Here is a 21,509-nt window from a genome sequence, read left to right on the forward strand (position 1 = left end):
TACAATGACAAGTACACCCGCAAAAAAGACAGTGCAGGCCGAAACGGAAGCAGCACAGGCACAAGACGGAAAAAACGGCAGTACAGATGATAGTGAAACAGGAATGGATTTCAATACGGAAGTCACCAATACAACTGAAAACAGTGACGGCAGCATTACTTATACAATAAGCGCAGATGGTTATGCGGTATATAATCATGCAGATGGAAAACCGAATGTCATCGAAGTAACGATCTTAGATGGAACGGTTCAGAATGTTGTGGTTGTCGAAGCAAATGATACGCAGTATGTTGGAGATCAGATTGCAAACGAGGACTTTACCAGTCAGTTTGTAGGTATGACAAAAGATACGCTTGAGCTTGAGCCGTTGAGTGGTGCTACGATTTCAAGTAACTCAGCATATCATGCAGTCTTAACTGCTTTGGAGCAATAGGAGGGGTATTATGAAAAAAATCATTCATTTAACACTTTTCCTTGCCATTATTTCGGCGATTGCCGGCGGTGCGCTGGCAGCTGTCAACAACTTGACAGCACCTATCATTGAAGAAAATGCTTTGGCTGAAGTAAAATCGACGCTTGAAGAATTTTTCCCGAATGGCAGCTTTACAGAAGTGGATATCAAAGGGGAAGTTGAATATATTACCAATATTTATGAAGCTGAAGGTGAAGGTGTGATCTATAAGGTCAGCGTTCAAGGTTTCAGTGATACGATCACTTATCTTGTAGCCATTGATAATGATAGAAAATTTTCGGGATATAAGGTAACAGAAATCAGTGATACACAGGGTTATGGATCACGTGTGGGCGATCCTGAATTCTATGAACCTTTTATCGGTCAGTCGATCGATACACAGGTTGATACTTTGAGTGGTGCAACAGTTTCATCGACAGCTGTTGTCAATGGTCTTAAAGAAGTTGTGAAATATCACAACGAAAATTATTAGGAGGGGGATCGTTATGAAACGTTTTGATAACTTTAAAGCGGGGTTCATAAATGAAAACCCGATCTTTGGACTTTATTTGGGCTTATGTTCCACACTGGCTATTTCTACGACATTGAACAATGCCGTAGGTATGGGTGTGGCTGTTACGGTCGTTCTGGTCATGTCCAATATCATTATTTCCTGTATTCGTAAGATTACGCCGGATGAAATCCGTATTCCGGTATATATCGTTGTTATTGCGGCTTTGGTAAAGATCGTGCAGATGCTTGTTGAGGCTTATACGCCTGAATTGAATACGGCATTGGGCATTTTCCTGCCATTGATCGTGGTTAACTGTATCATCTTAGGACGTGCGGAAGCCTTTGCCAGTAAAAATGGTGTTTTAGATTCATTGGTAGACGGCTTAGGTATGGGATTAGGATATACGATGGGACTGTTGGCGATGGCAGTGGTTCGCCAGATCATTTCAACAGGAACGTTGAGCTTTGCAAATCCGTTCAATACTAATTTTGTTATTTTTGAAACAACTTTCTTTCCTAGTGAATATGCGGTATCGATCTTTAGTCAGCCAATTGGTGCTTTCTTCACCTTTGCCTGTCTGGCTGCTGCTTTAACGGCATTTAAAAGCAGCAAGAATAAAAAGCCATGGAAGATCGGCGGAGCGCTCGTTGCACTTGTACTGATTGCCTTTGTAGCATTAAGAAGTGATTTCATGGTTGATACAGCGGCTTCAGAAACTCCTGTGGAAGAGGAAAACGGTTCTCAGGGAGGCAGTGAAACTGACTTGGCATTCAATACAGAAATTACCAACACAACGGAAAATGCTGATGGCAGTGTGACCTATACCGTGAGTGTAGATGGTTATGCGGTATATAATCATGCAGATGGAAAACCAAACATCTTAGATGTAACGATCTTAGATGGAACGGTACAAAATGTCGTGGTTACAGAAGCAAATGATACACAGTATGTGGGTGACCGCATTGCTGATGAAGCATTTACCAGTCAGTTTGTAGGTATGACAAAAGATACGCTTGAACTTGAACCTTTGAGTGGTGCAACGATTTCAAGCAACTCTGCTTATCATGCAGTCTTAGCCGCTTTGGAAGCAGCTGAGTAGAAAGGAGAAAGCATATGAGTGAATTATTTACATTGTTTCTTGGCGCTGCCATTATCAATAATATTATTCTGACCAGATTCTTGGGTATGTGTCCTTTCCTTGGCGTTTCGAAAAAGGTTGACAGTGCCTTGGGAATGGGTGCAGCCGTTATCTTTGTTATCTTTGTATCCAGTATCGTAACTTATACGCTTTATTATCAGGTATTGGAACCGGCAAATTTGGAATACATGGATCTGATCACATTCATTTTGGTCATTGCGGCCTTTGTACAGCTTGTAGAAATGATCATTAAGAAGTTTTCACCGGCTTTATACAAAGCCTTGGGTATTTATCTGCCTTTGATCACGACCAACTGTGCTGTATTGGGAGTTGCTTTGGATAATATTTCCAATCAGTATAACTTTGCGGAAATGTGCACATATTCTTTAGCTGTTCCTGTCGGCTTTACTTTGGTTTTATTTATTTTCTCTACGATTCGTGAACGTTTGGATACAGCGAATACGCAGCAATCGTTTAAGGGAAATCCGATTGCTTTGATCGTAGCCGGATTGATGGCTCTCGCTTTTTCAGGATTAGCCGGACTGGTATAGTAGTATGACAGGAATCATCATTTTAGTGGTGCTGGCGGCTGGATATGGCTGTTTCTACTATTTGAATCATAAGACACCAGTACCTAAGGGATGTGAAAATCTGAAACAGGCATGTCAGGGGTGCAAAGATTTTTCTTGTGGAAATCACCCTAGTCAGAATTAAGGAGGAACTATGATACAAGCAATCATATTGATGCTCATCCTAGGAGCTGTTCTGGGATTGGGATTAGGTCTTGCCAATAAATTTTTAGCGGTCAAGGAAGATGAGCGTGTTGAACATGTTACACAGCTTTTACCGGGTTATAACTGTGGTTCCTGCGGTTATCCGGGATGCAGCGGCCTTGCGGAAGCATTGGTCAGCGGCAAGGTAAAAAGCGTAAGTACCTGTCGCCCATCAAAAGCAGATAAGAAACAGGAAATCGTGGATTATCTGAATGCTGCTGAAGGACCTAACGGTGAAAAAGTTACTGTGACATTATAGTAGAAGGAGATCGAATCAGATCTCCTTTTATTTTATGATTTGTGTCATCATGTGCAGTGAACCATTCGTATGATAATTGACAAGTGAAAGATGAATGGGAAAGGTTACTTTGACATCGTAGCGTTGAGCATTGGGAGTAATGCTCAGCGTACACGTAGAACAGTATCGTTTACCATTCTCGATCAGCTCATAGACGGATGCATCAAGCCGGTTTTGATGTTCTATCTGTGTTACGACATAGTTCTGATATTGTCTGGCCTGATTATAGGTCATCAAAATCTGCATGAAATTCAGTCCAAAAACAACGATGGGTAATGCAAATATCATGATGAATCCAAATTCAAAAGCGCCCTTCATAGACTAAAGCGGTGATTCTTCCGTCATTTTATTCCATTGGGTTTCAATCGTATCCTGCATCGTCCCTCTAAAATCACTGGCAAACAGGATCATTCCTGAAGCGATGATCGTGACGATCAACACAAGACCATATTCTTCAAAAAAAGCTTTCATTTTGACCTCCTAGCTTTTACATTCCATTTGTAAACATATTCATTATTACTTCACACATGATTGCCAGAAACAAAAGAGTAACTCCAAAAAGAGGAATCATGGAAAACCATTCGTAAATGGTCATGGCATCTTTATGATGTTCTTCTCTTTCGCTTCTCAGCCATTTTGTTGTTGTCTGTATCATGCGATTGAATTGCAAATAGGCATCATCCTTGCCCACAGTGTTATAGCGGTATAAAAGTTTCATGGCACGTTCAATCTCACTGAGTCGGTAAGCACTTAGAAAATTCAAATAGGGGGTAATATTTAAGGCATCCTTATCAATTTCATCAATGAGTTTTTTCAAATCATGCCGGATCAGGGCAGGTGCATGGCTTAAAGAGAGCCTCAGTGACTGAGAGACGGTATTGCTTTGGAGAAGAATCTGCAATTGTCTTAGCCAGATAGGAAACTGAAATTTTAAGAGCCGGCTTTTTCTTTTCACATGTTGCTTCAATGACCAGTAATCCTTCTTTAAGAGAAAAATATATATGAAAAGAATAAGAAAGAGAATAGAAAAGGAATAATCCATCCGGCTCCATAAGCAAAGAGGCAATAATGCAATCCGGCTTTTACGGACTCTTTTTAACATGAACGATTGCTGATCCTCGTGTAACAGCTCGTCCAGATCACGTTCACGAATCAAACAGATAAGCCAGGGATCCAGTATCTTATGGAAAAGAAAGAGCAATGCTACGATCATCGTTGGCAGCATAATTCGGATCATAAAGCCTCCTCCTTTTCAAACCATGATTTTGAAAAGATGCGATGAGCCATAAAAAGGGTAAAAAGAAGACATGATAAGAAAATAAGGATTGCAAGCTGATAAATATCACTTCTTGTATCAAAAGAAATTTCCGCAAGCATATTTTTTGATAAAAAAGCAATCCCGATCGATAACAGACATAAGCCCATCATTTTATTTTTTGTGCTGACCTGCTTTTTCTTAAACTCATAAATATCTTCGATCCAATCGTCAATATCATCCTGAATCAGATCCAATCCCTCACTAAAGCTTCCGCCATGTCTTTCAATGGTCGCTACTAAGGTTATCAGATTATGAACGATAAAGTGAGGCTGATAATCACTTAAAAGCTTCAGGGAAGCTTCGATGTTTCCTTCTTTCATCAGCACTTCCTTCATATTGGATATCAGCACCCCTACTTCTCCCTCACAGACCTTTTCGCATTCACATAAGCTCGGATAAGTTTTTGGGTTTAATTTGAATACGGCAATAAAGGTCTGAAGGAACATGGTAAAGCCATTAAATACCTTTTCCTGATAGGAGTGAAAAAGCAGCCAAATGATGATATGCGGAAGCATGAATAAGGAAACAAGAGCCAGTAGAAGATAAGTTTCAAGACGTACTTCAAATTGGTAACAGAGAAAGTACAAGATACATAGAAAGAAAAAGGTACTAAAAAGATGTGTCTTGATATCATAGTTGTAACCGTAGGTAAGAATCGTCTTTTTCAGATTTCGATATCCGTTACGACTAAAGATACCATATTTAAAGAAGTCCTTCTTCTTTGAAAAATTCAGTGCCAGCAATAGCAGGGCAACAAAAATATAGATCAGTACCATCATTTTAATTTCTCCATCTTTAACTTTGTTCTCAGCCTTTCAGGCAGATTTTCCAAATGCATTTTACCATCATAAATGATATGGCTCTGAGCCTGTTCCCCTTTCACATCAAAACAGACAATCTGTTTCAAAAAGCGCCGGATCCCTTTTTCACTGATGCTTGCTTCTAAATGAATACCAAAATCAATAGATTCATGGATACTGTTTAAAATGATCTGATTACTGATTTCCACATTTTCAAACATATGCAGGATGCGGCTAGGTATCTTCTGTGCATCATAGGCATGAATCGTTGAAATAAGATGGGTACCTGTTGAGATGCTTTCTAACAGATGGACCACCTCATGAGAGCGGACCTCAGAAACAAGCATCCAGTCAGGACGCTGCCTTAGTGAAGCCTTGATGGCATCAACGTAACTGAAGCGGTCACTGACTCTTAAGGCTACGACATCTTTATCCTCAAAAATATCATGGGCCCGAAGCTCCAGCGTATCTTCTATCGTTATGATACGTTCACTTTCTTTGATAAACTGAGTCAGATATTTCATCAGCTCTGTTTTTCCTGAAGAGGGCAGACCGGAGATCATGATGTTGCAGTGATGCTCCACCATCTTTTTTAAAAGTTTCAATACTTCTGTATTTGCATAACGTTCCTTTACCATCTTCTTATCGTTCAATCGCAATACGGCAGGCGTTTTACGTATTGAGATACTGTGTCCGCTGCGCGCAATTGACTGATGAAGGATGCTGATTCGCAGATCTTTAGTTTCTGCTTCAATGATAGGGGAAGTTACATTGAAGCTGCAATTAACAAAATTGGCCATTTTAAAACAAAATTGTTGAATAAATTCATCTTCATCAAAGACTTCGCAATAACGTCCCTTTGAAAGATGATCGATCCATAAATGACGTCCGTTGTAATTGATATCCGTGATATTTTCATCCTCGATATAAGGGGTCAGCGGACCGAAATCAAAGCTATTCATACAAAAGTGGAAGAAGGACGCTTTCCTCGTTCAATAAACATTCTTCCTCATGTGGATATGCCGTGGCATAAAGATCAATGCGACCCATTTCACTTGCTTTTTTCAATAACGCAACATATTCTTCATTTACGGCCAGATTAATTACGCTGGGCACATTCAAGCTGCTTTTTTTCATATCGATCCCTTTGCGATCAACGACATTGATGATCCGCACTCCCCATAATAACGCATCACTGACAGGATTTTCTTTTTTTAAAGAAATCGTGGCATAAATATCGATCTTCTGATTATTCGTCAAAGAATTGCCCGAGCTTTTTATTAGATCGATGGGCAAAGAAAATACGTTCTGACCTTCTTGAAGCTTTAAAGCAGGATAATCCGGAAGCTGCTCTTCTTCGAAAAGCATGGATCGATACAACAAGGACCCTTTAGGAATGATCCCTTCAATTTCGGTATATTTACCGATCGCTTCATCAATATCCAAAATACAGTCTTCATTCAAAAGAGCTTTGCTTACCTTAACGATTTCAAGCATATCCTTCTCAATTTTAGCCCGTGGTTCAATCTGTACTTTAGCAATCGGCACTTCTACCAGATCCAATTGTTTATCCAATAAGATCTTGAAAAGCAGCACATTAACAATGACCAGTGCGATAAGTCCTATCAAAGCCGTATTCTTTTTCATTCACTCAACTCCTCTACCATGGCTTCATCTACTTCAATTCTCATTCCCTTTAACCTGCTTTGATTTATGGCTTGACAATGAATCCTCATAAATAAAGGTTCTTTCATAAAACCACTTAATGTCAGATCATAGGTATAATCCTCAAGTGCCAATTCTTTAAAATATGTAGTAAAGGTGTCAAAAGCATCCTGTGCTTCAAAGTTATCCCGCTCGACATAATCAGCCATTGTTGACAAAAGGGCTCTTTTGACTGCCATTTCGGTTACATTTTGTGTATGATCAAACTGTACATACCAGCAAAATGACAAAAAAAGAATCAGTGATCCCAGGATCATTCCATAGACAATGAAAATTGATTTCATAAATATTACCTCCTACTCTTTTATATGCATGAAAATCGTAAAATTCCCAAAAAAAATTAAAAAAAATTCATTTTTTTTAAATCAGCTGCATAAAAATATACTCGTCTTCCTAAGTCGACAAAATCTGCATAAGAATGATCTAAAATGAATGAATGAAAATAAAACCCTTTTATCAGCTGGTATTCATGCTCGTATTAATGTTGTTGGTAATCGTGATGATCTTCAAGGATGATAGCATGCTTATCTTGAATCAGCTTTCTAAAATCTCGCTTTTTGCTTATTTGCCGATTCTTTTGCTTTGTGCTTCCTTTGGTATCATACAGGGGTGGATCTTATACAGGATCGCCCGGCCCTATCAAAAAAGTCTTCGGGTATATGAAGGAATCTTATTGGCATTTACGGGAAGCTTTTTTAATAGTGTGACGCCCTTAGGAGGAGGACAGGCATCATTGACCTATATTTTAAGAAAAAAACAGTTCAGCTTTAGTGAAATTGCGGCAATCCTATGGAAAGATTTTTTCCTGTTCCAATGTGCGCTGATCATCATGGCAACCCTGATTCTAAGCATCAGCTTACAACAAGCGTTTCTTGATTTTCCCAAAGCAGTTTTGTGGATCATACTTGGTTATGGTATCAACCTGTCTGTGATCTTCTTTCTTTATTCCATGAGCCGTTTTCCGCAATTATATATAAAAATATCAAACTTTCTGCTTCTCTTACTTCAAAAGCTCCACTTTATCCAACAACCGGATCAGCTTTTTATAAAGGGAAAAGAAATGATCGATCAATTCGGTATCTATACCTCTCAATTGAACCAAAATAAAAAGGAAGTCTATCTCATCCTACTGATGAATAGCTTCCGTCTTCTTCTCCTTTATGCCATTCCTTATCTCCTTGCGCTTCTGCTTAACCTTCCTGTTGATGTTCCGGATCTGTTTAAGATCATAGCCCTATCATGCTTTGTGCATATGTTGAATGCATTGACGCCGTTACCGGGAGATGCCGGATGGAGCGAAGGGATGTTTATTTTGTTATTTATGAGCTTATTTACAAAAAGTGCGGCAGGGAGCATGATGATCTTATGGCGCTGCGCAACCTTTTATCTAAATATTATCATGGGAGCCCTGTGTTTTGTTTTCATAAAAAGAAGGCTTGGATGATATAGGATTTTTTAGCTCTATCTCTTGTATCCGATCGATCAAAAAAGATGATATCGTTACGGTAATCAGGGAAAAGATGATTCTCTGATAAGGAATATAAGTCAGTGATAATCCCAAAACGGTCAGATCGCTAAAAAGATAAGCAAAAGATAAACGACAGTGGGTGAGATGGGAAATCGTAAGTGCTAAGGCATCATCACCGCCACTTGATCCACCCTGCCGTACGATCATGCCTACACCCACGCCGACAAAGATGCCTCCTAATACAGCGGCCAGTAAGGGATGATCGCTGAGATTCGGCAGCATTGGCGGGAAAAGCTCCCATACTTTATAAAACAGGGAAACACTGAGCGTCGATAAGATCGAAGTAACGATAAAATGGCCGCCTAAAAATCGAAAAGCCAGTAAATAACAGGTGATATCCAATAAAGGGGTAATATAAGCAGGTGATATGTGAAACCAGTGCTCGATCAAAAGCATGAGCCCGATCACACCTCCTTCTGTGATATTACATTGCTGATGGATGTTATGAATACCAAAAGATGTGATCATCGCTCCCATGATGATGAGAATTATTTTTTTGATTGGTAATTTATGAATCAAAGATGACATATGAATCTTCCTCCTTGTATTTTATACGTGAATACAGATATAATAAAGGATATAGTAACTATAATGTCAAGGAGATTTTATGAAAGATTTATTTTCTATTGGGGAAGTATCAAAATATCAGCATATATCGAAACAGACACTTATTTATTATGATAAGATTGGTTTATTTTCTCCTTCCTATGTAGATCCGGATACCGGCTATCGTTATTACAGTGCGGCACAAATCGACTATTTAGATACGATTTTGATCATGAAAAAGATTGGTTTTTCACTGAATGAAATCAAGGAGCATATGCGGAATTACAATATTGACAGTTCATTGATTCTCTTAAAAAAGCAGCTATCTGTCATAGAAGAAAAAATCAAAGAACTCTGTTTGATCCAAAGCAGGGTCAAGCACCGCTGTGAACAAATGGAACATTCAAGATCATATCATGAAAATGAAGTGATCATTGAAGAGGTACAAGATCAGTACCTTTTGACTCAAACGGTTCAGAAGCCTTATTCATTAAAAGAAATCAGTATTGCAACAAAGAAATGTTTTGCGGATGCTTTTGAAAAACAACTGCCGGTTTTCTTTCAGTCAGGGGTGATCGTTCCGTTGAACCGCATTAAAGAAAATCGCTTTACAGAAGCCAGTCATGCTTTTTTACCGATTGAAAAAACAGACAGGGCAGATAATGTCAAATTGCTTCCATCAGGAAAATGTGTCTGTATTTATCATATTGGTGATTATTTATCTATTGGTCATTCTTATAAAAAATTATTGGATTTCTGTGAAAAACATACCTTACAAATCATTTCTGATTCATATGAGTTTTGTATCAATGATTATTTGACTTCCCATGATGAAAATGAATATATTACAAAGATCATGTTTTATATAAATTAAAAAGCCATTCTTTAACAAAATAGCTATTGGCTCCTGCATCTGATCATGAAGATTTACTGTTTTGCTCAATGATCTGAATGAGATCTCTTGAACGTGTCTGCACAAAAGATTCAATCACCTGTAGTCTGTCATTATCAAAATTGTATAGATTATGCTTTTTGAAATGAAAGTCAAATAATTGCCGCAGTTTTCTTATATCCTGACGATCACAAAACAGTGATACAAGTTCATCATGAGGACGTCCTAATGCAGAATAGCTGTGATTCTTGATATACTGTTCAACTTTGCCGTTATTTAGGATATCTTTATTTGACAGATGCGATAGCAAAGAGATTCCGTGATCGAAAAGAGGGGCCATCTTCTCATATTGATTTGTTTCATTGTTTTTTAGGAAACCAAAGTTACCAAAGTGACGGTCTTCATTCAATAAAACAGCATCCAGAAGGATCATATCTTTGAATGAATCATAAGCGTTATTTTTTTTGATTACTTCTACAAGAGAAGTTAGCGTACCATCCTGCAAAAGCTTGCCAATAGGAACAAATGAATGATCTAAAGAAGTAAAATTACGGCACGTGCTTGCCAGAATGTTTTTCCATTTTTCAAGGTTATATGCGACATGGTCTATTCCCATAGCTTCAGCAACCTGGGAGGCATAAAATTCAGTATAGGGTTCATTTCCACCGTTTGAAAACTCTAAAGGATTTGTACCGCCTTTATAAAGGAAAAGGGAGCCGTTGATCCTTCTCCAGCACTTAGGAAGCATTCCATTGGTCGTCATTTCAGGACTTGGTGATAACTCTTTGATCGTGTCACTATATCCTGTAAAGGCAATAAGGCTTAAAGTTTCAGAAAAGCTGTTTTCATAAAGATTATAATCTTTGAAAGAACCGGTAAATTCTTTTTTTGTTACCCAGTAAACATCATTTACGCTAAGATCTAAACATGTATCAAGAAAATCTGTCAGATGATGTCTTTGCAAGCCTTGAGAAGATAGGATCTCTTTGACGAAAGCTCGATTTCTTGGAATCATTCTTTTTTTTAACCATTCAAGAAGAGATTGATTATCATGAACTTTTTCAGGGTAATTCTCTTTGGCTTTATTCATAGAAACTATGCTGACTGAGTAATCACCTAAATCGTTTTTGTTTAAGTCGAATTCGATAAGTGGCAGTTCTTTTTTCTTTAATTGATATCTAGCCAATGGGAAACCTCCTTTAAAAAGTTGTTTATCTTCCAGTTTATCAAGCAGATTGAATGATAATCGATATTTATTTAAATTATATGATGCCAGTAATTTCATAATCGTTTTAAAACCATACTTAGAAATTAGAAACAAAGATCCCTACTAGATTTATTTCATATCATATCTCTTTTCTACATTGTACTATAATTCATTTATAGATACAATAAAACGAAATTGGATAATACTTTCTATTAATAAATAATGAAGTTCCGTGTATTTTATATTACAGAGCATGATAATTAATATGACATTAGAAATATATATTCATTTGCTAAAGAAAAGTTCTGATGAAGCACTGAATTTTGTAGAAAAAATCTTCTCACAATCTTCTCATCTAATAAAAAAAAGCCTGATTTCTCAGACTTATTTGATACATGGGGCGACTGATGGGATTCGAACCCACGCATGACGGGACCACAACCCGCTGTGTTAACCGCTTCACCACAGTCGCCATGACGCTTTATTATATTATCAAATTCATCATGAATTGTAAAGAGGAAAATGAAAAAAATCTTGCGAATAAGTAAAGAATGATTTATAATGAAACCGTTAAAGCGATGATAAGGAGTAGTAGATCGTCTAACATCAAATAGGGAATGAGGGCCAGCGACTGGAAGCCTTCTGTTGATGATTCGATTGAATTCACCTTGGAGCGGGACCAATCCTCCCCCGTAAGCCGCGGTTATCGGTATAAAGTGTGTCGCAAGATGAAACAGGATGGTACCGCGCTGAAGGCGTTCCTGCAGGTTGCGATTTTTTTTTATTTTAGAGAGGTAGAAAATGGAAAGATTAGAACAGTTAAAAGAGGAAGCACTTCAAGCCGTAGAAAAGGCTGAAGCTTTGTCTGAGCTTCAACAACAAAGAGTTCATTATTTAGGAAAAAAAGGTCCGATTCAGGATGTCATGAAAATGATGAAGGATCTTCCGGCAGAAGAAAGACCGGCTTTTGGTGCGCAGGTCAATGAGATCAAGAAAGCAATCAGCGATGCGATCGAAGCAAAGCGTGGTGAGCTTGAAGTCAAGGAAATGAATCTGCGTCTTGAAAAAGAGAAGATTGATATTACACTGGAAGGATATAAGCCGGTGATCGGTAATGTCCATCCACTGACGCTTGTTCAGCAGGAGCTTGAGGACCTGTTTATCGGTCAGGGATATACCGTCGCTGAAGGACCGGAAGTAGAATTAGATTTTTATAATTTTGAAAGAGCGAATATTCCTCAGGGACATCCGGCCAGGGATATGCAGGATACCTTCTATATCGATCACGAACGTCTTTTGCGTACCCATACGACAGCCATTCAGACACGTCAATTAGAGCTTCATGCTCCTAATCCTATCAAGGTGGTTTGTCCGGGTAAGGTTTATCGACGTGATGATGACGATGCGACACATTCTCATCAGTTTACACAGATGGAAGGATTAGTCGTAGCTGAAGGCATTCAGTTATCAGATCTTAAGGGTACCCTTGAATTTATGGCAAAGAAAATGTTTGGGGAAAGCCGTGTGATTCGTTTCCGTCCTAGCTATTTCCAGTTTACAGAACCAAGTGTCGAGGTAGATGTCAGCTGTCATGTCTGCAACGGCAAAGGCTGTCCGGTATGCAAAGGAACAGGCTGGATCGAAATTTTAGGAGCCGGCATGGTTCATCCGAATGTTTTGGAAATGGCAGGCTATGATTCAACCAAGATGAGCGGTTTTGCGTTTGGTGTTGGTATAGAACGTGTGGCGATGCTGAAGTATGGTATTGATGATATTCGTCATTTTTATACGAATGACGTGCGTTTCTTAAAGATGTTCAAGCGTTTCGATTAGGAGGATTTTATGATTACAAGTAAGAAATGGCTCAGCCAGTATATGGATTTAAGTGATGTAACAGCTCAACAGCTGGCAGATAAGATGACCGAGGCCGGTTTGGAGGTTGAGGGAATTGAGCCTTTGGCACAAGGAACGAATCTGGAAATCGGTTATGTGAAGGAATGCGTGGATCATCCGGATAGCGATCATCTTCATGTATGTCAGGTGGAGCTTGCCGAAGGCTGTGAACAGATCGTTTGCGGTGCACCAAATGTACGTGCCGGATTAAAAGTCATCGTTGCCAAGGTAGGCGCCCAATTGCCTGAAATTCAGATCAAGAAAAGTGTGATCCGCGGGGTTGAAAGCAACGGTATGATCTGTTCGCTTTTAGAGCTGGGTGTTGATCCAAAGCAGTTAAGCGATGCCCAGAAAAACGGTATCGAGGAATTAGGAGAAGATGCGGTTGTCGGCGGTGATCCTTTAGCCTATTTGGGATTGGATGATGTGCTGTTGGATGTCAGCTTAACACCAAACCGCAGCGATTGTCTGGCAAGTTTCGCATTGGCCAAAGAAGTGGGGGCCATCCTTCATAAAGAGGTGACGCTGCCTGATTTTAAAAATGCCAGTGATATCGGTGAAAAGACACAGTTAAAGGTATCTTCCACTACCCCAAAATGTCCTTTATTCTTAGGAAAGGTCATTAAAGAAGTGACGATCAAGCCGTCACCGAAATGGATCAAAGAGATCCTTCATGCCGCAGGTGTAAAGACGATCAACAATGTCGTGGATATTTCCAATTTGGTCATGCTGGAAACAGGTCAGCCGACACACTTCTATGATATCAATAAGATGCATCAGGATATCGTGGTAAGTACAGGTTTTGATACCGTTTATACCGCGTTGGATGGTGTGGACTATAAGATCGAACCTGAAGATATCATGATAACGACCCATGGTGAACCTGTCGGTATTGCCGGTTTGATGGGTGGAGATGATTCCAAGATCGATGAAACGACCAAAGGAATCATCATTGAGGTAGCGACTTTTGATTATGTTCAGTGCCGTAATACAGCTCGCCGTTTAAATATTACGAGTGATGCTTCTATTCGTAATTCAAAGGAAATTGAACCGGGTGCGCCTAAAAAAGCAATGGATCGCTGTGTACAGCTTCTAATCGAATATGCTGATGCCAAGGGTATTGAAGAAACAGCCGTTTATGGTGATCCACATGTTGAAAATACAGAATTAGAGGTTTCTGTGGAACGTATCAACAAACGTTTGGGAACCCAGTTTAGTGCTGAAGAAATGTGCGATGTTCTTAAGTGGCTTGATTTTTCACCGGTATGTGAGGGCGATCGCATTTCAATCTCTGTACCAAGCTATCGCAGTGATATCAAGATCGAAGCGGATGTTTCGGAAGAAATCATTCGTCTGATCGGATATGATCGCTTACAATCTACCTTGCCGCTCATGGAAATGACGCAGGGAGAATTAGATAACCGTCAGAAGATGAACCGTCGTATCCGTACATTACTGACACAGTTAGGCCTTTATGAGTGTGAATCCTACACGTTGGTAAGCCAGAAGCATATCGATGATGCGATCATGGGACTTGAACCGGTCGTAGAATTAGCTTCACCGATGAGCGAAGATCGTAAGTATGTGCGCAATACATTGCTGCCAAGCATGTTGGATGTAATGGCTTATAATCAAAACCGCAGCGTGAAAGATCTTGCCTTATTTGAATTAAGCCATATCTATAGTGAAGACAAAAACGAAGAACATTTAGGTATCGTGATGTCAGGAGCCATGCAGAAAAGCCGTTGGCAAAAAATTGAGCTGAAGGCAGATTTCTATGCATTAAAGGGATTGGCTGAAACATTATTAAGCGAATTTGGCTTTGAAGGAAACCGTGTGAAGATCAAAGAAAATGATGTTGATACGATTCATTTCCATCCTTACGCAAGTGCTCTTATCTATATCGGAAAGGAATTGTTTGGTATCTTAGGTGTGATTCATCCATCAATGGCCAAAAAATATGATGTATCCACGGATTGTGTCATCATGGAAGCCAACTTAGAAGTTTTGATGAATAATAAAGCTTCTAAGATCAAATTTGAAGGCATTTCCAAATATCCGTCTGTTACCCGTGATCTTGCACTCGTCGTGAAGAAAGAAATCAAAGCCGGCGATATCGTTGATACGATCAAACGCTGTGACCGGGCTATTGTCAAGAATGTAGAAGTCTTTGACGTTTATACAGGTGAACATGTGGCAGATGACTGTAAGTCCATTGCCTTAAGCATTCTTTTCCAGTCGAATGAAAAAACACTCACCGATCAGGAAATCAATGATGTTCATCAGAAGATCTTAAATGCCCTGAAAAAGGAATGTGATGCGGAATTAAGAGGTTGATGTCCAACCTCTTTTCTTTTATAATAAAATTATGAAGCTGCAAATCTTACACACGAATGATATCCATTCTCATTTTGAAAAACTTCCGATGATCAGAACATGTATTCGACAAAACCAAAAAGAGAATACACTTGTTTTAGATGGCGGTGATTTTCATGATATGAGATCACTCACACTATTGGGCTCTGATGCGAAAGCAGGAAGCTTATTTCTAAAAGCTTGTGGTTATGATGCCATGACGTTAGGAAATAATGATTTATGGAGCGGTGAAGGAAATTTTGAAAATATCATTCAAAATGAAGATGTGAATGTGTTATCCTGTAATATTGATTACTATCCTTCAAGAGAAATTCCTTTGAAAAAAAGTATCATGAAGAGATTTGAAGATGTAAAGGTCTGTATCATCGGAGTGAGCGTAGGCAAGGATTCTTATAATTCATTTTCTCATCTTTATGGTCTGCATGTCAAAGATCCGCTTGTCTGTATCCGAGAGGAAATGGAAAGCAATGAAGCAGATATTTATATTTTGTTATCCCATATGGGGATCGAACAGGACAGAGAAATCGCACAAAAATTACCGGTTGATATCATCATAGGCGGTCATTCACATACATTGATGGAAAGATGTGAATATATCAATGGTACGTATATTCATCAGGCAAAAGAGTATGGTGAACACGTAGGTGAATGTTTGATCGATATTGAAAATAAAAAGATCAGGTCAGTGGTATCAAAAAACTATGATACAAAAGATTATCCGGCAGATGAAGAGGTAAAACAGCTCATTGCATCCGAAGAGAAAAAGGCACTGGAAATCTTAAACCGGCCTTTTGCGGTACTTCCTTTTGAGATGAGCCATGACTGGATAAAGGAAGATGATCTGACAAATTTCATCGCAGATGCCTCTTTAAAAGTGATGCCAGCCGATCTTGCGATTGCCAACAGCGGGTTATGCCTTCATGGTCTGGATCAAGAGGTTTCAAAAGCAGATGTATTTGATGCCGCTCCTTCACCTTTGAATATTTCACGGGCTTATCTGACAGGAGAAAAGATATTGGAAGCCTTAAAGTTATCGCTGGATCCGGCTTATTGTCTTCATGAAGAAAGAACTTGCGGTTTTCGTGGTAAAAAGATCGGACATTTAGCGGTCAGCAAAAATGTTGAAGTGATTATTAAGAAGGATGAGATAGAAGTTTTTTTAGATGGGAAGCGATTAAATAAGCAGAAAAAGTATCTTGTTAGTGCCAATGATTTTCTTTTCCGAGGAAGCGGGTATCCACCTTTATTCAGTGAAGATCATTTAGAATTTGATAAATTGATGATCAAAGATGTCATCATTCAATATTTGTCTGATAAAAAGCTTGTTTTGGAGTCTAAAAGCAGACGGTTCAAAAAATTTGATTATGGGAGGGATTTAGATGAAAATAAGATGCAGGGAATGTAAGACGATTTATGATGATAGTGAGAAATATTGTCCATATTGTTTTACCCGTACCAAGCCCAATGAAAGCTATGCGGTAAGAATGGGGCGTATCGAGGGAAAGGCTATGAGCAGGATACGGTCAAACCGACCTTTGAATAAGCTTCAAAGGGGAAGAAAGGGACTTATAAGAGAAAAACTAAGAGGGAAACAGAGCGCTATTTTCAATGCGATCGTTTATCTCGTTATTCTGATGATGATTGTTATGACTTTCATGAATTCCATACGTTAGAATGGTATTCCTTTTTAAACTCTGATATAATGAATCTATGAAAATAAAAAGAAATTATCCACAAGTTGTGATCAGTAAAAAAGCAGAAAAAAGACAAGAAAAGAAACATCCGTGGGTTTATGATAACGAGATCCTTTCTTATGAGCCTTATGAAAATGGTGATATCGTAGATGTTGTCAGTGAATCCGGGAAATATTATGGCAGTGGGTTTATCAATGAAAACTCCGTGATCCGTGTTCGCATTCTTTCTCGCAATGCCAATGATGTTTTTGATGAAGCCTTTTATGAACGTCGTTTACGTCATGCAATCGAATATCGTAAAACGGTCATGAAAGATGATTTTTCATGTTGCCGTTTGATTTTTGGTGAGGCGGATATGTTCAGCGGGCTGACGGTCGATCGTTTTAATGATCTTCTGGTTGCCCAGGTTAATTCATTAGGTATGGAGAAAATCAAAGATCTTCTCTTTCATAAGCTTATTGAATTGTTGAATGAGGAAGGGGATGAAATCAAAGGTATCTATGAACGGAATGATTCTAATCTTAGAGAAAAAGAGGGATTGGTTCAATATAAAGGTTACTATCCTTTAAGAAACATGGAAATTCCTTCTTATACCCATACGATCATTTGTGAAAATGGCATCGAATATGAAGTAGATGTGGAAAATGGTCAGAAGACCGGTTTCTTTCTGGATCAGAAATACAATCGTCTGGCAGTGGCAAGGCTTGCAGAGAATATGCGGGTATTGGACTGTTTTACTCATACAGGTTCGTTTGGCTTGAATGCCGCAAATGGCAAAGCAAAGCGAGTGGTCAGCGTAGATATTTCAAGTTCTGCGATCGAGATGGCTAAAAAGAATGCGGATAGAAATCAGCTTGATGTAGAATATGTGGTTGCAGATGTCTTTGAGTATCTGGAAAACATGAAAAAGAATGAATTTGATCTGATCATCTTAGATCCTCCGGCCTTTACGAAGTCAAAAAAGACCGTGAACAATGCTTATGAGGGTTATAAGAAAATCAATCTGGCAGCCATGCGGAAATTGCCGCGAGGCGGTTATTTAGCGACCTGCAGCTGTTCTCATTTCATGGAAAACTATCTGTTTGTAAGAATGTTAAAGGAAGCGGCACATGAAGCAAATGTTGATTTGCGATTGATCGAGGAAAGACGACAGTGCTGTGATCATCCGATTCTTTGGAATGTTCCGGAAACGGAATATCTTAAATTTTATATTTTTCAAATCTGTTAGTATATATAGCGTCCTCTTTGTATCGGACGCTGTTTTTGGGAGAAAAGAGGGCTTCATGATTTTTTTCTTTAAAATTTATATGAAGTATGATAGAATTGTTAGGTAAAAATTGAAGAAGGTGGAATATATGGGAAGACATTTTGAAGTAAGAGCGGCAGCTATGGCTAAGACAAGTGCTGCAAATGCCAAGCTGTATTCAAGACATTCTAAAGAAATTTATGTGGCAGCGAAATCAGGTGAACCTGATCCAGATATGAATCAAGCGCTGAAAAAAGCCATTGAAAGAGCAAAGGCAAACAATATCCCGGCGGATGTCATCAAAAGAGCGATTGATAAGGCAAAGGGCGGATCAACAGAAAACTATTCATCTGCTACCTATGAAGGCTTTGGAGCCGGAGCTTCAACATTGATCATTGAATGCCTGACAGATAATCAGAATCGTACGATTGCTGATTTACGTACGGCCTTTAATAAATCACATGCCAAGCTGGGCGTAAGTGGCAGCGTATCTTTCAATTATCAGCACTTAGGAAATATCATCATTGCTTATACAGATGAAGAAACGATGCTGGATGCATTGATCATGGCGGATGTTGATGTGAAAGAGATCGAAGTGCAGGGCGATAATATGCAGATCCTGGTAGAGCCGAGTGATCTCTATAAGGCAAAAGAAGCCATTGATGCGCTTATTCCGGGCGTTGCTTATGATACGTTGGAGCTTGCGATGCTGCCAAATGAGTATTGCCGTCTTGAGGGTGAAGATATGGTCTTATTTAAACGTTTATTGACTCTGTTAGACGATGTGGATGATGTTCAGAACGTATGGCATAATGTTGAAAATGTAAATGAAGAATAATGCATCGAAAGGTGCATTTTTTCTTTATAAAAAAGCTCACCGTAAGGTGAACTTCTCATATAATATTGAGCTGTGTCTGCGGATCATAGAAATGGATCTTCACAAGATCCATGGCCAATTTGATTTTCCGGTGGGCTTTTATATCCTGACGCGCAGCAAGCTTAGCTTCTAAGGATTGCCGGCCAATCCTGCCATGAAGGATACATTCATGCCCTAACAGCTCACTTACTTCTATTTCAAAATCAAAGCAGGAAGTAGGATAGGTATCGGCTACGATATCTTCACTATGCAGATCCTCCGGACGAATACCGAGGATGATGTCTTTTCCATGATAGCTTTTTAGCTTTTCATGAAACATTTCAGGAAGCTGAATTTCATGACCCTCACAACAAAAATGATCATCTTTGATCATTCCCTTGAGAAAATTTGTCGCAAAAGAGCCTAGGAAACCGGCAACAAACATATTTGCAGGATGATGATAAATATCCTTAGGCGTACCAATCTGTTGGATGTCACCGTCTTTCATGACGACGATTCGATCTGCCATCGTCATTGCTTCAGTCTGGTCATGGGTCACATAGATCATGGTCGCATTGACTCTTTCATGCAGTTTGATGATTTCACTGCGCATCTGGATGCGAAGCTTGGCATCTAAATTACTGAGCGGTTCATCCATCAGATATACCTGGGCATTTCTTACGATGGCTCTTCCTAAGGCCACTCGCTGTCTTTGACCGCCCGATAAAGCTTTAGGCTTGCGGTCTAATAATGCTTCGATATCTAAAAGCTTGGCTGTTTCGTTGACAAGGCGGTTGATTTCATCTTTATCCATCTTTCTCAGCTTTAACGCAAAAGCAATATTTTCACGTACGCTCATATGCGGATAGAGGGCATAATTTTGAAAGACCATGGCAAGATGACGGTCTTTTGGTTCGATATCATTGCATAGCCGCTCAGCGATATAAAGCTCACCTGAGGTAATATCTTCCAATCCTGCAATCATCCGAAGGACGGTTGATTTTCCACAGCCGCTTGGTCCGACAAAGACGATAAATTCTTTATCTTTAATTTCAATATTAAAATTTTTAACGGCCTCAAAGCCGTTGGAATAGGTTTTATAGATATTTTTTAATGACAAATGAGCCATGATATCCTCCTTTTTCATCATTGTATCATGCATCTTTTATGAAAAAATATATCATTTATATGAACCATATCAAATATCTGTGATTACATTGATCAGGAAAGACAAATCGGTGCAGATTCTGCATAAATCGACAGTTTATCACAGAAGAGGCCATTATGATTAAAATGAGGTGATCACATGCATCGTTACATGGAATCTTGTTTTCAAAAAGAGATATCTTTTTCTCAAAAGCTCATAGTAGCTTTCTTATTTCTGGCAGGAGGCTTCGTTATGATAATAAGCTTCTTTTTGCCAATCTTTTTTATATTGGGTGTTTCTGTGTTGATGGCAGCTTTTTTTATGAAGCATTTTTTTGATCAGGATATAGAATATCTTTTATTTGATGATGAATTTGAAATTTATAAGATCATTCATAAAAGAAAACGAAAAAAATTATATCGTGCAGATATGAAGAACATGACAGATTTCATTAAATATGATCCACAGCTTTTATCGGCATATCCTAAAAAATACCGAAAAGATTTTTCAGGCCCAAATAAAGCAGAAGCTTATATGCTTCTATATAAGCATCAAAATGAAAGATATTGCTTATTGATACAATGTGATGAAGGCTTGCTTGAAGTCTTAAAAAGCAAGTGTATATCTCAAAGAGGTGTATGATGGATCAGCCATATGAAAGAATCAAGGAAACAGGTTTTTTGTCAGATACGGCATTTACAGAGGATTTGGAGCAAGTGATAAAAGGACTTCAAGAAGGCTTGATTTGTAAGGATGTCGTGAAGCTGAAACATTATCTTTATGAGCTTTGTTATCGGTTGGACGATTCATTTTCACCACATTATATGAAATTTATATTAAGTCCGCTTTTACGGGAAGTATGTCGCTTTTTAGAAAATGAAGCGGCATTCAATGTAAAACAAATGGTCATTAATTTTTATGGTGCTCAGGAAATCTGTACCATGATGGAAATCATTGAGCGGGGATGCAAAGAAGCGATTCTTCTTTTTGAACGGCAAAAGGGCTTTGTACATAAAGAAATCGATGCGGTGATACGATATATCTTATGTCATTATCAACAGGATATCAGTGTGGATCAGCTTGCACATATCGCATGTCGTACACCAA

The 21,509-nt window shown here is 38.9% G+C and carries 26 protein-coding genes, 1 tRNA gene and 1 pseudogene; 17 read left to right on the forward strand and 11 right to left on the reverse strand.

The features are described from left to right. The 7 genes and pseudogenes from Q0K35_RS07715 to Q0K35_RS07745 form a co-directional block, all read left to right on the forward strand. On the forward strand, positions 1 to 433 hold a 433-nt coding region (locus Q0K35_RS07715; RefSeq protein ID WP_294562075.1), incomplete at its 5' end, for an FMN-binding protein. A 10-nt stretch (positions 434 to 443) separates the two neighbouring features. Further along, positions 444 to 944, forward strand: coding sequence for an FMN-binding protein (locus tag Q0K35_RS07720; protein WP_294562076.1), 501 nt, complete (start codon positions 444 to 446; stop codon positions 942 to 944). Positions 945 to 957: 13 nt separating this feature from the next. After that, positions 958 to 1,578 (forward strand): annotated as a pseudogene (locus Q0K35_RS07725) (electron transport complex subunit E); the annotation flags it as partial. Positions 1,579 to 1,656: 78 nt separating this feature from the next. Next, entirely contained in the window at positions 1,657 to 2,064 is a 408-nt protein-coding gene (locus tag Q0K35_RS07730; protein ID WP_294562100.1) for an FMN-binding protein, read from the forward strand. Between the two features lie 14 nt (positions 2,065 to 2,078). Continuing rightward, positions 2,079 to 2,654 (forward strand): RnfABCDGE type electron transport complex subunit A, encoded by a 576-nt coding sequence (locus Q0K35_RS07735; protein ID WP_294562077.1) that lies wholly within the window; start codon positions 2,079 to 2,081, stop codon positions 2,652 to 2,654. A 4-nt stretch (positions 2,655 to 2,658) separates the two neighbouring features. After that, entirely contained in the window at positions 2,659 to 2,817 is a 159-nt protein-coding gene (locus tag Q0K35_RS07740) for a hypothetical protein (protein WP_294562078.1), read from the forward strand. 9 nt (positions 2,818 to 2,826) lie between these two features. Further along, entirely contained in the window at positions 2,827 to 3,135 is a 309-nt protein-coding gene (locus Q0K35_RS07745) for a (Fe-S)-binding protein (protein WP_294562079.1), read from the forward strand. A gap of 27 nt (positions 3,136 to 3,162) precedes the next feature. Here Q0K35_RS07745 and Q0K35_RS07750 read toward each other — a convergent pair whose 3' ends face one another. The 7 genes from Q0K35_RS07750 to Q0K35_RS07780 are packed head-to-tail and all read right to left on the reverse strand — an operon-like array spanning position 3,163 to position 7,301. After that, positions 3,163 to 3,462: a hypothetical protein gene (locus tag Q0K35_RS07750; RefSeq protein ID WP_294562080.1), complete on the reverse strand. Its 300-nt coding sequence runs from the start codon at positions 3,460 to 3,462 to the stop codon at positions 3,163 to 3,165. A gap of 33 nt (positions 3,463 to 3,495) precedes the next feature. Continuing rightward, the gene (locus Q0K35_RS07755) at positions 3,496 to 3,645 is read right to left on the reverse strand and encodes a hypothetical protein (RefSeq protein WP_294562081.1); all 150 of its coding nucleotides are present in this window, start codon (positions 3,643 to 3,645) and stop codon (positions 3,496 to 3,498) included. 16 nt (positions 3,646 to 3,661) lie between these two features. Next, the gene (locus Q0K35_RS07760; RefSeq protein ID WP_294562082.1) at positions 3,662 to 4,411 is read right to left on the reverse strand and encodes a hypothetical protein; all 750 of its coding nucleotides are present in this window, start codon (positions 4,409 to 4,411) and stop codon (positions 3,662 to 3,664) included. Continuing rightward, positions 4,408 to 5,271 (reverse strand): hypothetical protein, encoded by an 864-nt coding sequence (locus tag Q0K35_RS07765; RefSeq protein WP_294562083.1) that lies wholly within the window; start codon positions 5,269 to 5,271, stop codon positions 4,408 to 4,410. The genes Q0K35_RS07760 and Q0K35_RS07765 overlap by 4 nt, the downstream gene beginning before the upstream one ends. Further along, entirely contained in the window at positions 5,268 to 6,254 is a 987-nt protein-coding gene (locus Q0K35_RS07770; protein ID WP_294562084.1) for a CpaF/VirB11 family protein, read from the reverse strand. The genes Q0K35_RS07765 and Q0K35_RS07770 overlap by 4 nt, the downstream gene beginning before the upstream one ends. Beyond that, positions 6,247 to 6,939 carry an RcpC/CpaB family pilus assembly protein gene (locus Q0K35_RS07775; RefSeq protein ID WP_294562085.1) on the reverse strand — a complete coding sequence of 231 codons (693 nt, stop codon included), beginning with the start codon at positions 6,937 to 6,939 and terminating at the stop codon, positions 6,247 to 6,249. Before Q0K35_RS07775 ends, Q0K35_RS07770 begins: the two co-directional genes overlap by 8 nt. Further along, positions 6,936 to 7,301 carry a hypothetical protein gene (locus Q0K35_RS07780; protein WP_294562086.1) on the reverse strand — a complete coding sequence of 122 codons (366 nt, stop codon included), beginning with the start codon at positions 7,299 to 7,301 and terminating at the stop codon, positions 6,936 to 6,938. The genes Q0K35_RS07775 and Q0K35_RS07780 overlap by 4 nt, the downstream gene beginning before the upstream one ends. Positions 7,302 to 7,486: 185 nt before the next feature. On the opposite strand from Q0K35_RS07780, the gene Q0K35_RS07785 reads away from it, so the two are divergent. Further along, positions 7,487 to 8,461, forward strand: coding sequence for a lysylphosphatidylglycerol synthase transmembrane domain-containing protein (locus tag Q0K35_RS07785; protein ID WP_294562087.1), 975 nt, complete (start codon positions 7,487 to 7,489; stop codon positions 8,459 to 8,461). Here Q0K35_RS07785 and Q0K35_RS07790 read toward each other — a convergent pair. Continuing rightward, positions 8,405 to 9,073: a YitT family protein gene (locus Q0K35_RS07790; RefSeq protein ID WP_294562088.1), complete on the reverse strand. Its 669-nt coding sequence runs from the start codon at positions 9,071 to 9,073 to the stop codon at positions 8,405 to 8,407. The two genes, Q0K35_RS07785 and Q0K35_RS07790, sit on opposite strands and share 57 nt — an antisense overlap. Positions 9,074 to 9,152: 79 nt before the next feature. On the opposite strand from Q0K35_RS07790, the gene Q0K35_RS07795 reads away from it, so the two are divergent. Continuing rightward, complete coding sequence (locus tag Q0K35_RS07795) at positions 9,153 to 9,965, forward strand: MerR family transcriptional regulator (RefSeq protein ID WP_294562089.1); 813 nt, start codon at positions 9,153 to 9,155, stop codon at positions 9,963 to 9,965. A 43-nt stretch (positions 9,966 to 10,008) separates the two neighbouring features. Here the strand turns inward: Q0K35_RS07795 and Q0K35_RS07800 are convergent, their stop codons facing one another. After that, a complete protein-coding gene (locus tag Q0K35_RS07800) occupies positions 10,009 to 11,169 on the reverse strand; it encodes an XRE family transcriptional regulator (protein WP_294562090.1) in 1,161 nt (386 codons plus the stop codon). A gap of 417 nt (positions 11,170 to 11,586) precedes the next feature. After that, positions 11,587 to 11,662, reverse strand: a tRNA-His gene (locus Q0K35_RS07805). Positions 11,663 to 11,991: 329 nt separating this feature from the next. Here Q0K35_RS07805 and pheS point away from each other — a divergent pair. The 6 genes from pheS (at position 11,992) to Q0K35_RS07835 (ending at position 19,237) form a co-directional block, all read left to right on the forward strand. Further along, a complete protein-coding gene (pheS, locus tag Q0K35_RS07810; RefSeq protein WP_294562091.1) occupies positions 11,992 to 13,023 on the forward strand; it encodes a phenylalanine--tRNA ligase subunit alpha in 1,032 nt (343 codons plus the stop codon). Positions 13,024 to 13,032: 9 nt separating this feature from the next. Beyond that, positions 13,033 to 15,420, forward strand: a complete 2,388-nt coding sequence (gene pheT / locus Q0K35_RS07815) for a phenylalanine--tRNA ligase subunit beta (protein WP_294562092.1) — start codon at positions 13,033 to 13,035, stop codon at positions 15,418 to 15,420. A gap of 31 nt (positions 15,421 to 15,451) precedes the next feature. Continuing rightward, positions 15,452 to 16,864: a bifunctional UDP-sugar hydrolase/5'-nucleotidase gene (locus Q0K35_RS07820; RefSeq protein ID WP_294562093.1), complete on the forward strand. Its 1,413-nt coding sequence runs from the start codon at positions 15,452 to 15,454 to the stop codon at positions 16,862 to 16,864. Beyond that, a complete protein-coding gene (locus Q0K35_RS07825) occupies positions 16,839 to 17,132 on the forward strand; it encodes a hypothetical protein (protein ID WP_294562094.1) in 294 nt (97 codons plus the stop codon). Before Q0K35_RS07820 ends, Q0K35_RS07825 begins: the two co-directional genes overlap by 26 nt. Before the next feature lie 37 nt (positions 17,133 to 17,169). Beyond that, the gene (locus Q0K35_RS07830) at positions 17,170 to 18,381 is read left to right on the forward strand and encodes a class I SAM-dependent rRNA methyltransferase (RefSeq protein ID WP_294562095.1); all 1,212 of its coding nucleotides are present in this window, start codon (positions 17,170 to 17,172) and stop codon (positions 18,379 to 18,381) included. A 127-nt stretch (positions 18,382 to 18,508) separates the two neighbouring features. Continuing rightward, positions 18,509 to 19,237, forward strand: coding sequence for a YebC/PmpR family DNA-binding transcriptional regulator (locus Q0K35_RS07835; RefSeq protein WP_294562096.1), 729 nt, complete (start codon positions 18,509 to 18,511; stop codon positions 19,235 to 19,237). Positions 19,238 to 19,292: 55 nt separating this feature from the next. On the opposite strand, the gene ugpC is transcribed toward Q0K35_RS07835, so the two are convergent. Further along, on the reverse strand, positions 19,293 to 20,384 hold the full coding sequence (ugpC, locus tag Q0K35_RS07840; protein WP_294562097.1) for a sn-glycerol-3-phosphate ABC transporter ATP-binding protein UgpC: 1,092 nt from the start codon (positions 20,382 to 20,384) through the stop codon (positions 19,293 to 19,295). 270 nt (positions 20,385 to 20,654) lie between these two features. Here ugpC and Q0K35_RS07845 point away from each other — a divergent pair, with 270 nt between their 5' ends. After that, positions 20,655 to 21,044, forward strand: coding sequence for a hypothetical protein (locus Q0K35_RS07845; protein WP_294562098.1), 390 nt, complete (start codon positions 20,655 to 20,657; stop codon positions 21,042 to 21,044). Continuing rightward, positions 21,044 to 21,509 (forward strand): hypothetical protein (locus Q0K35_RS07850; RefSeq protein ID WP_294562099.1); only part of this gene is annotated, 466 nt, incomplete at its 3' end. The genes Q0K35_RS07845 and Q0K35_RS07850, both read left to right, overlap by 1 nt.

Source organism: uncultured Traorella sp., assembly GCF_944327115.1.
Classification (GTDB): Bacteria; Bacillota_I; Bacilli_A; order Erysipelotrichales; family Erysipelotrichaceae; genus Traorella.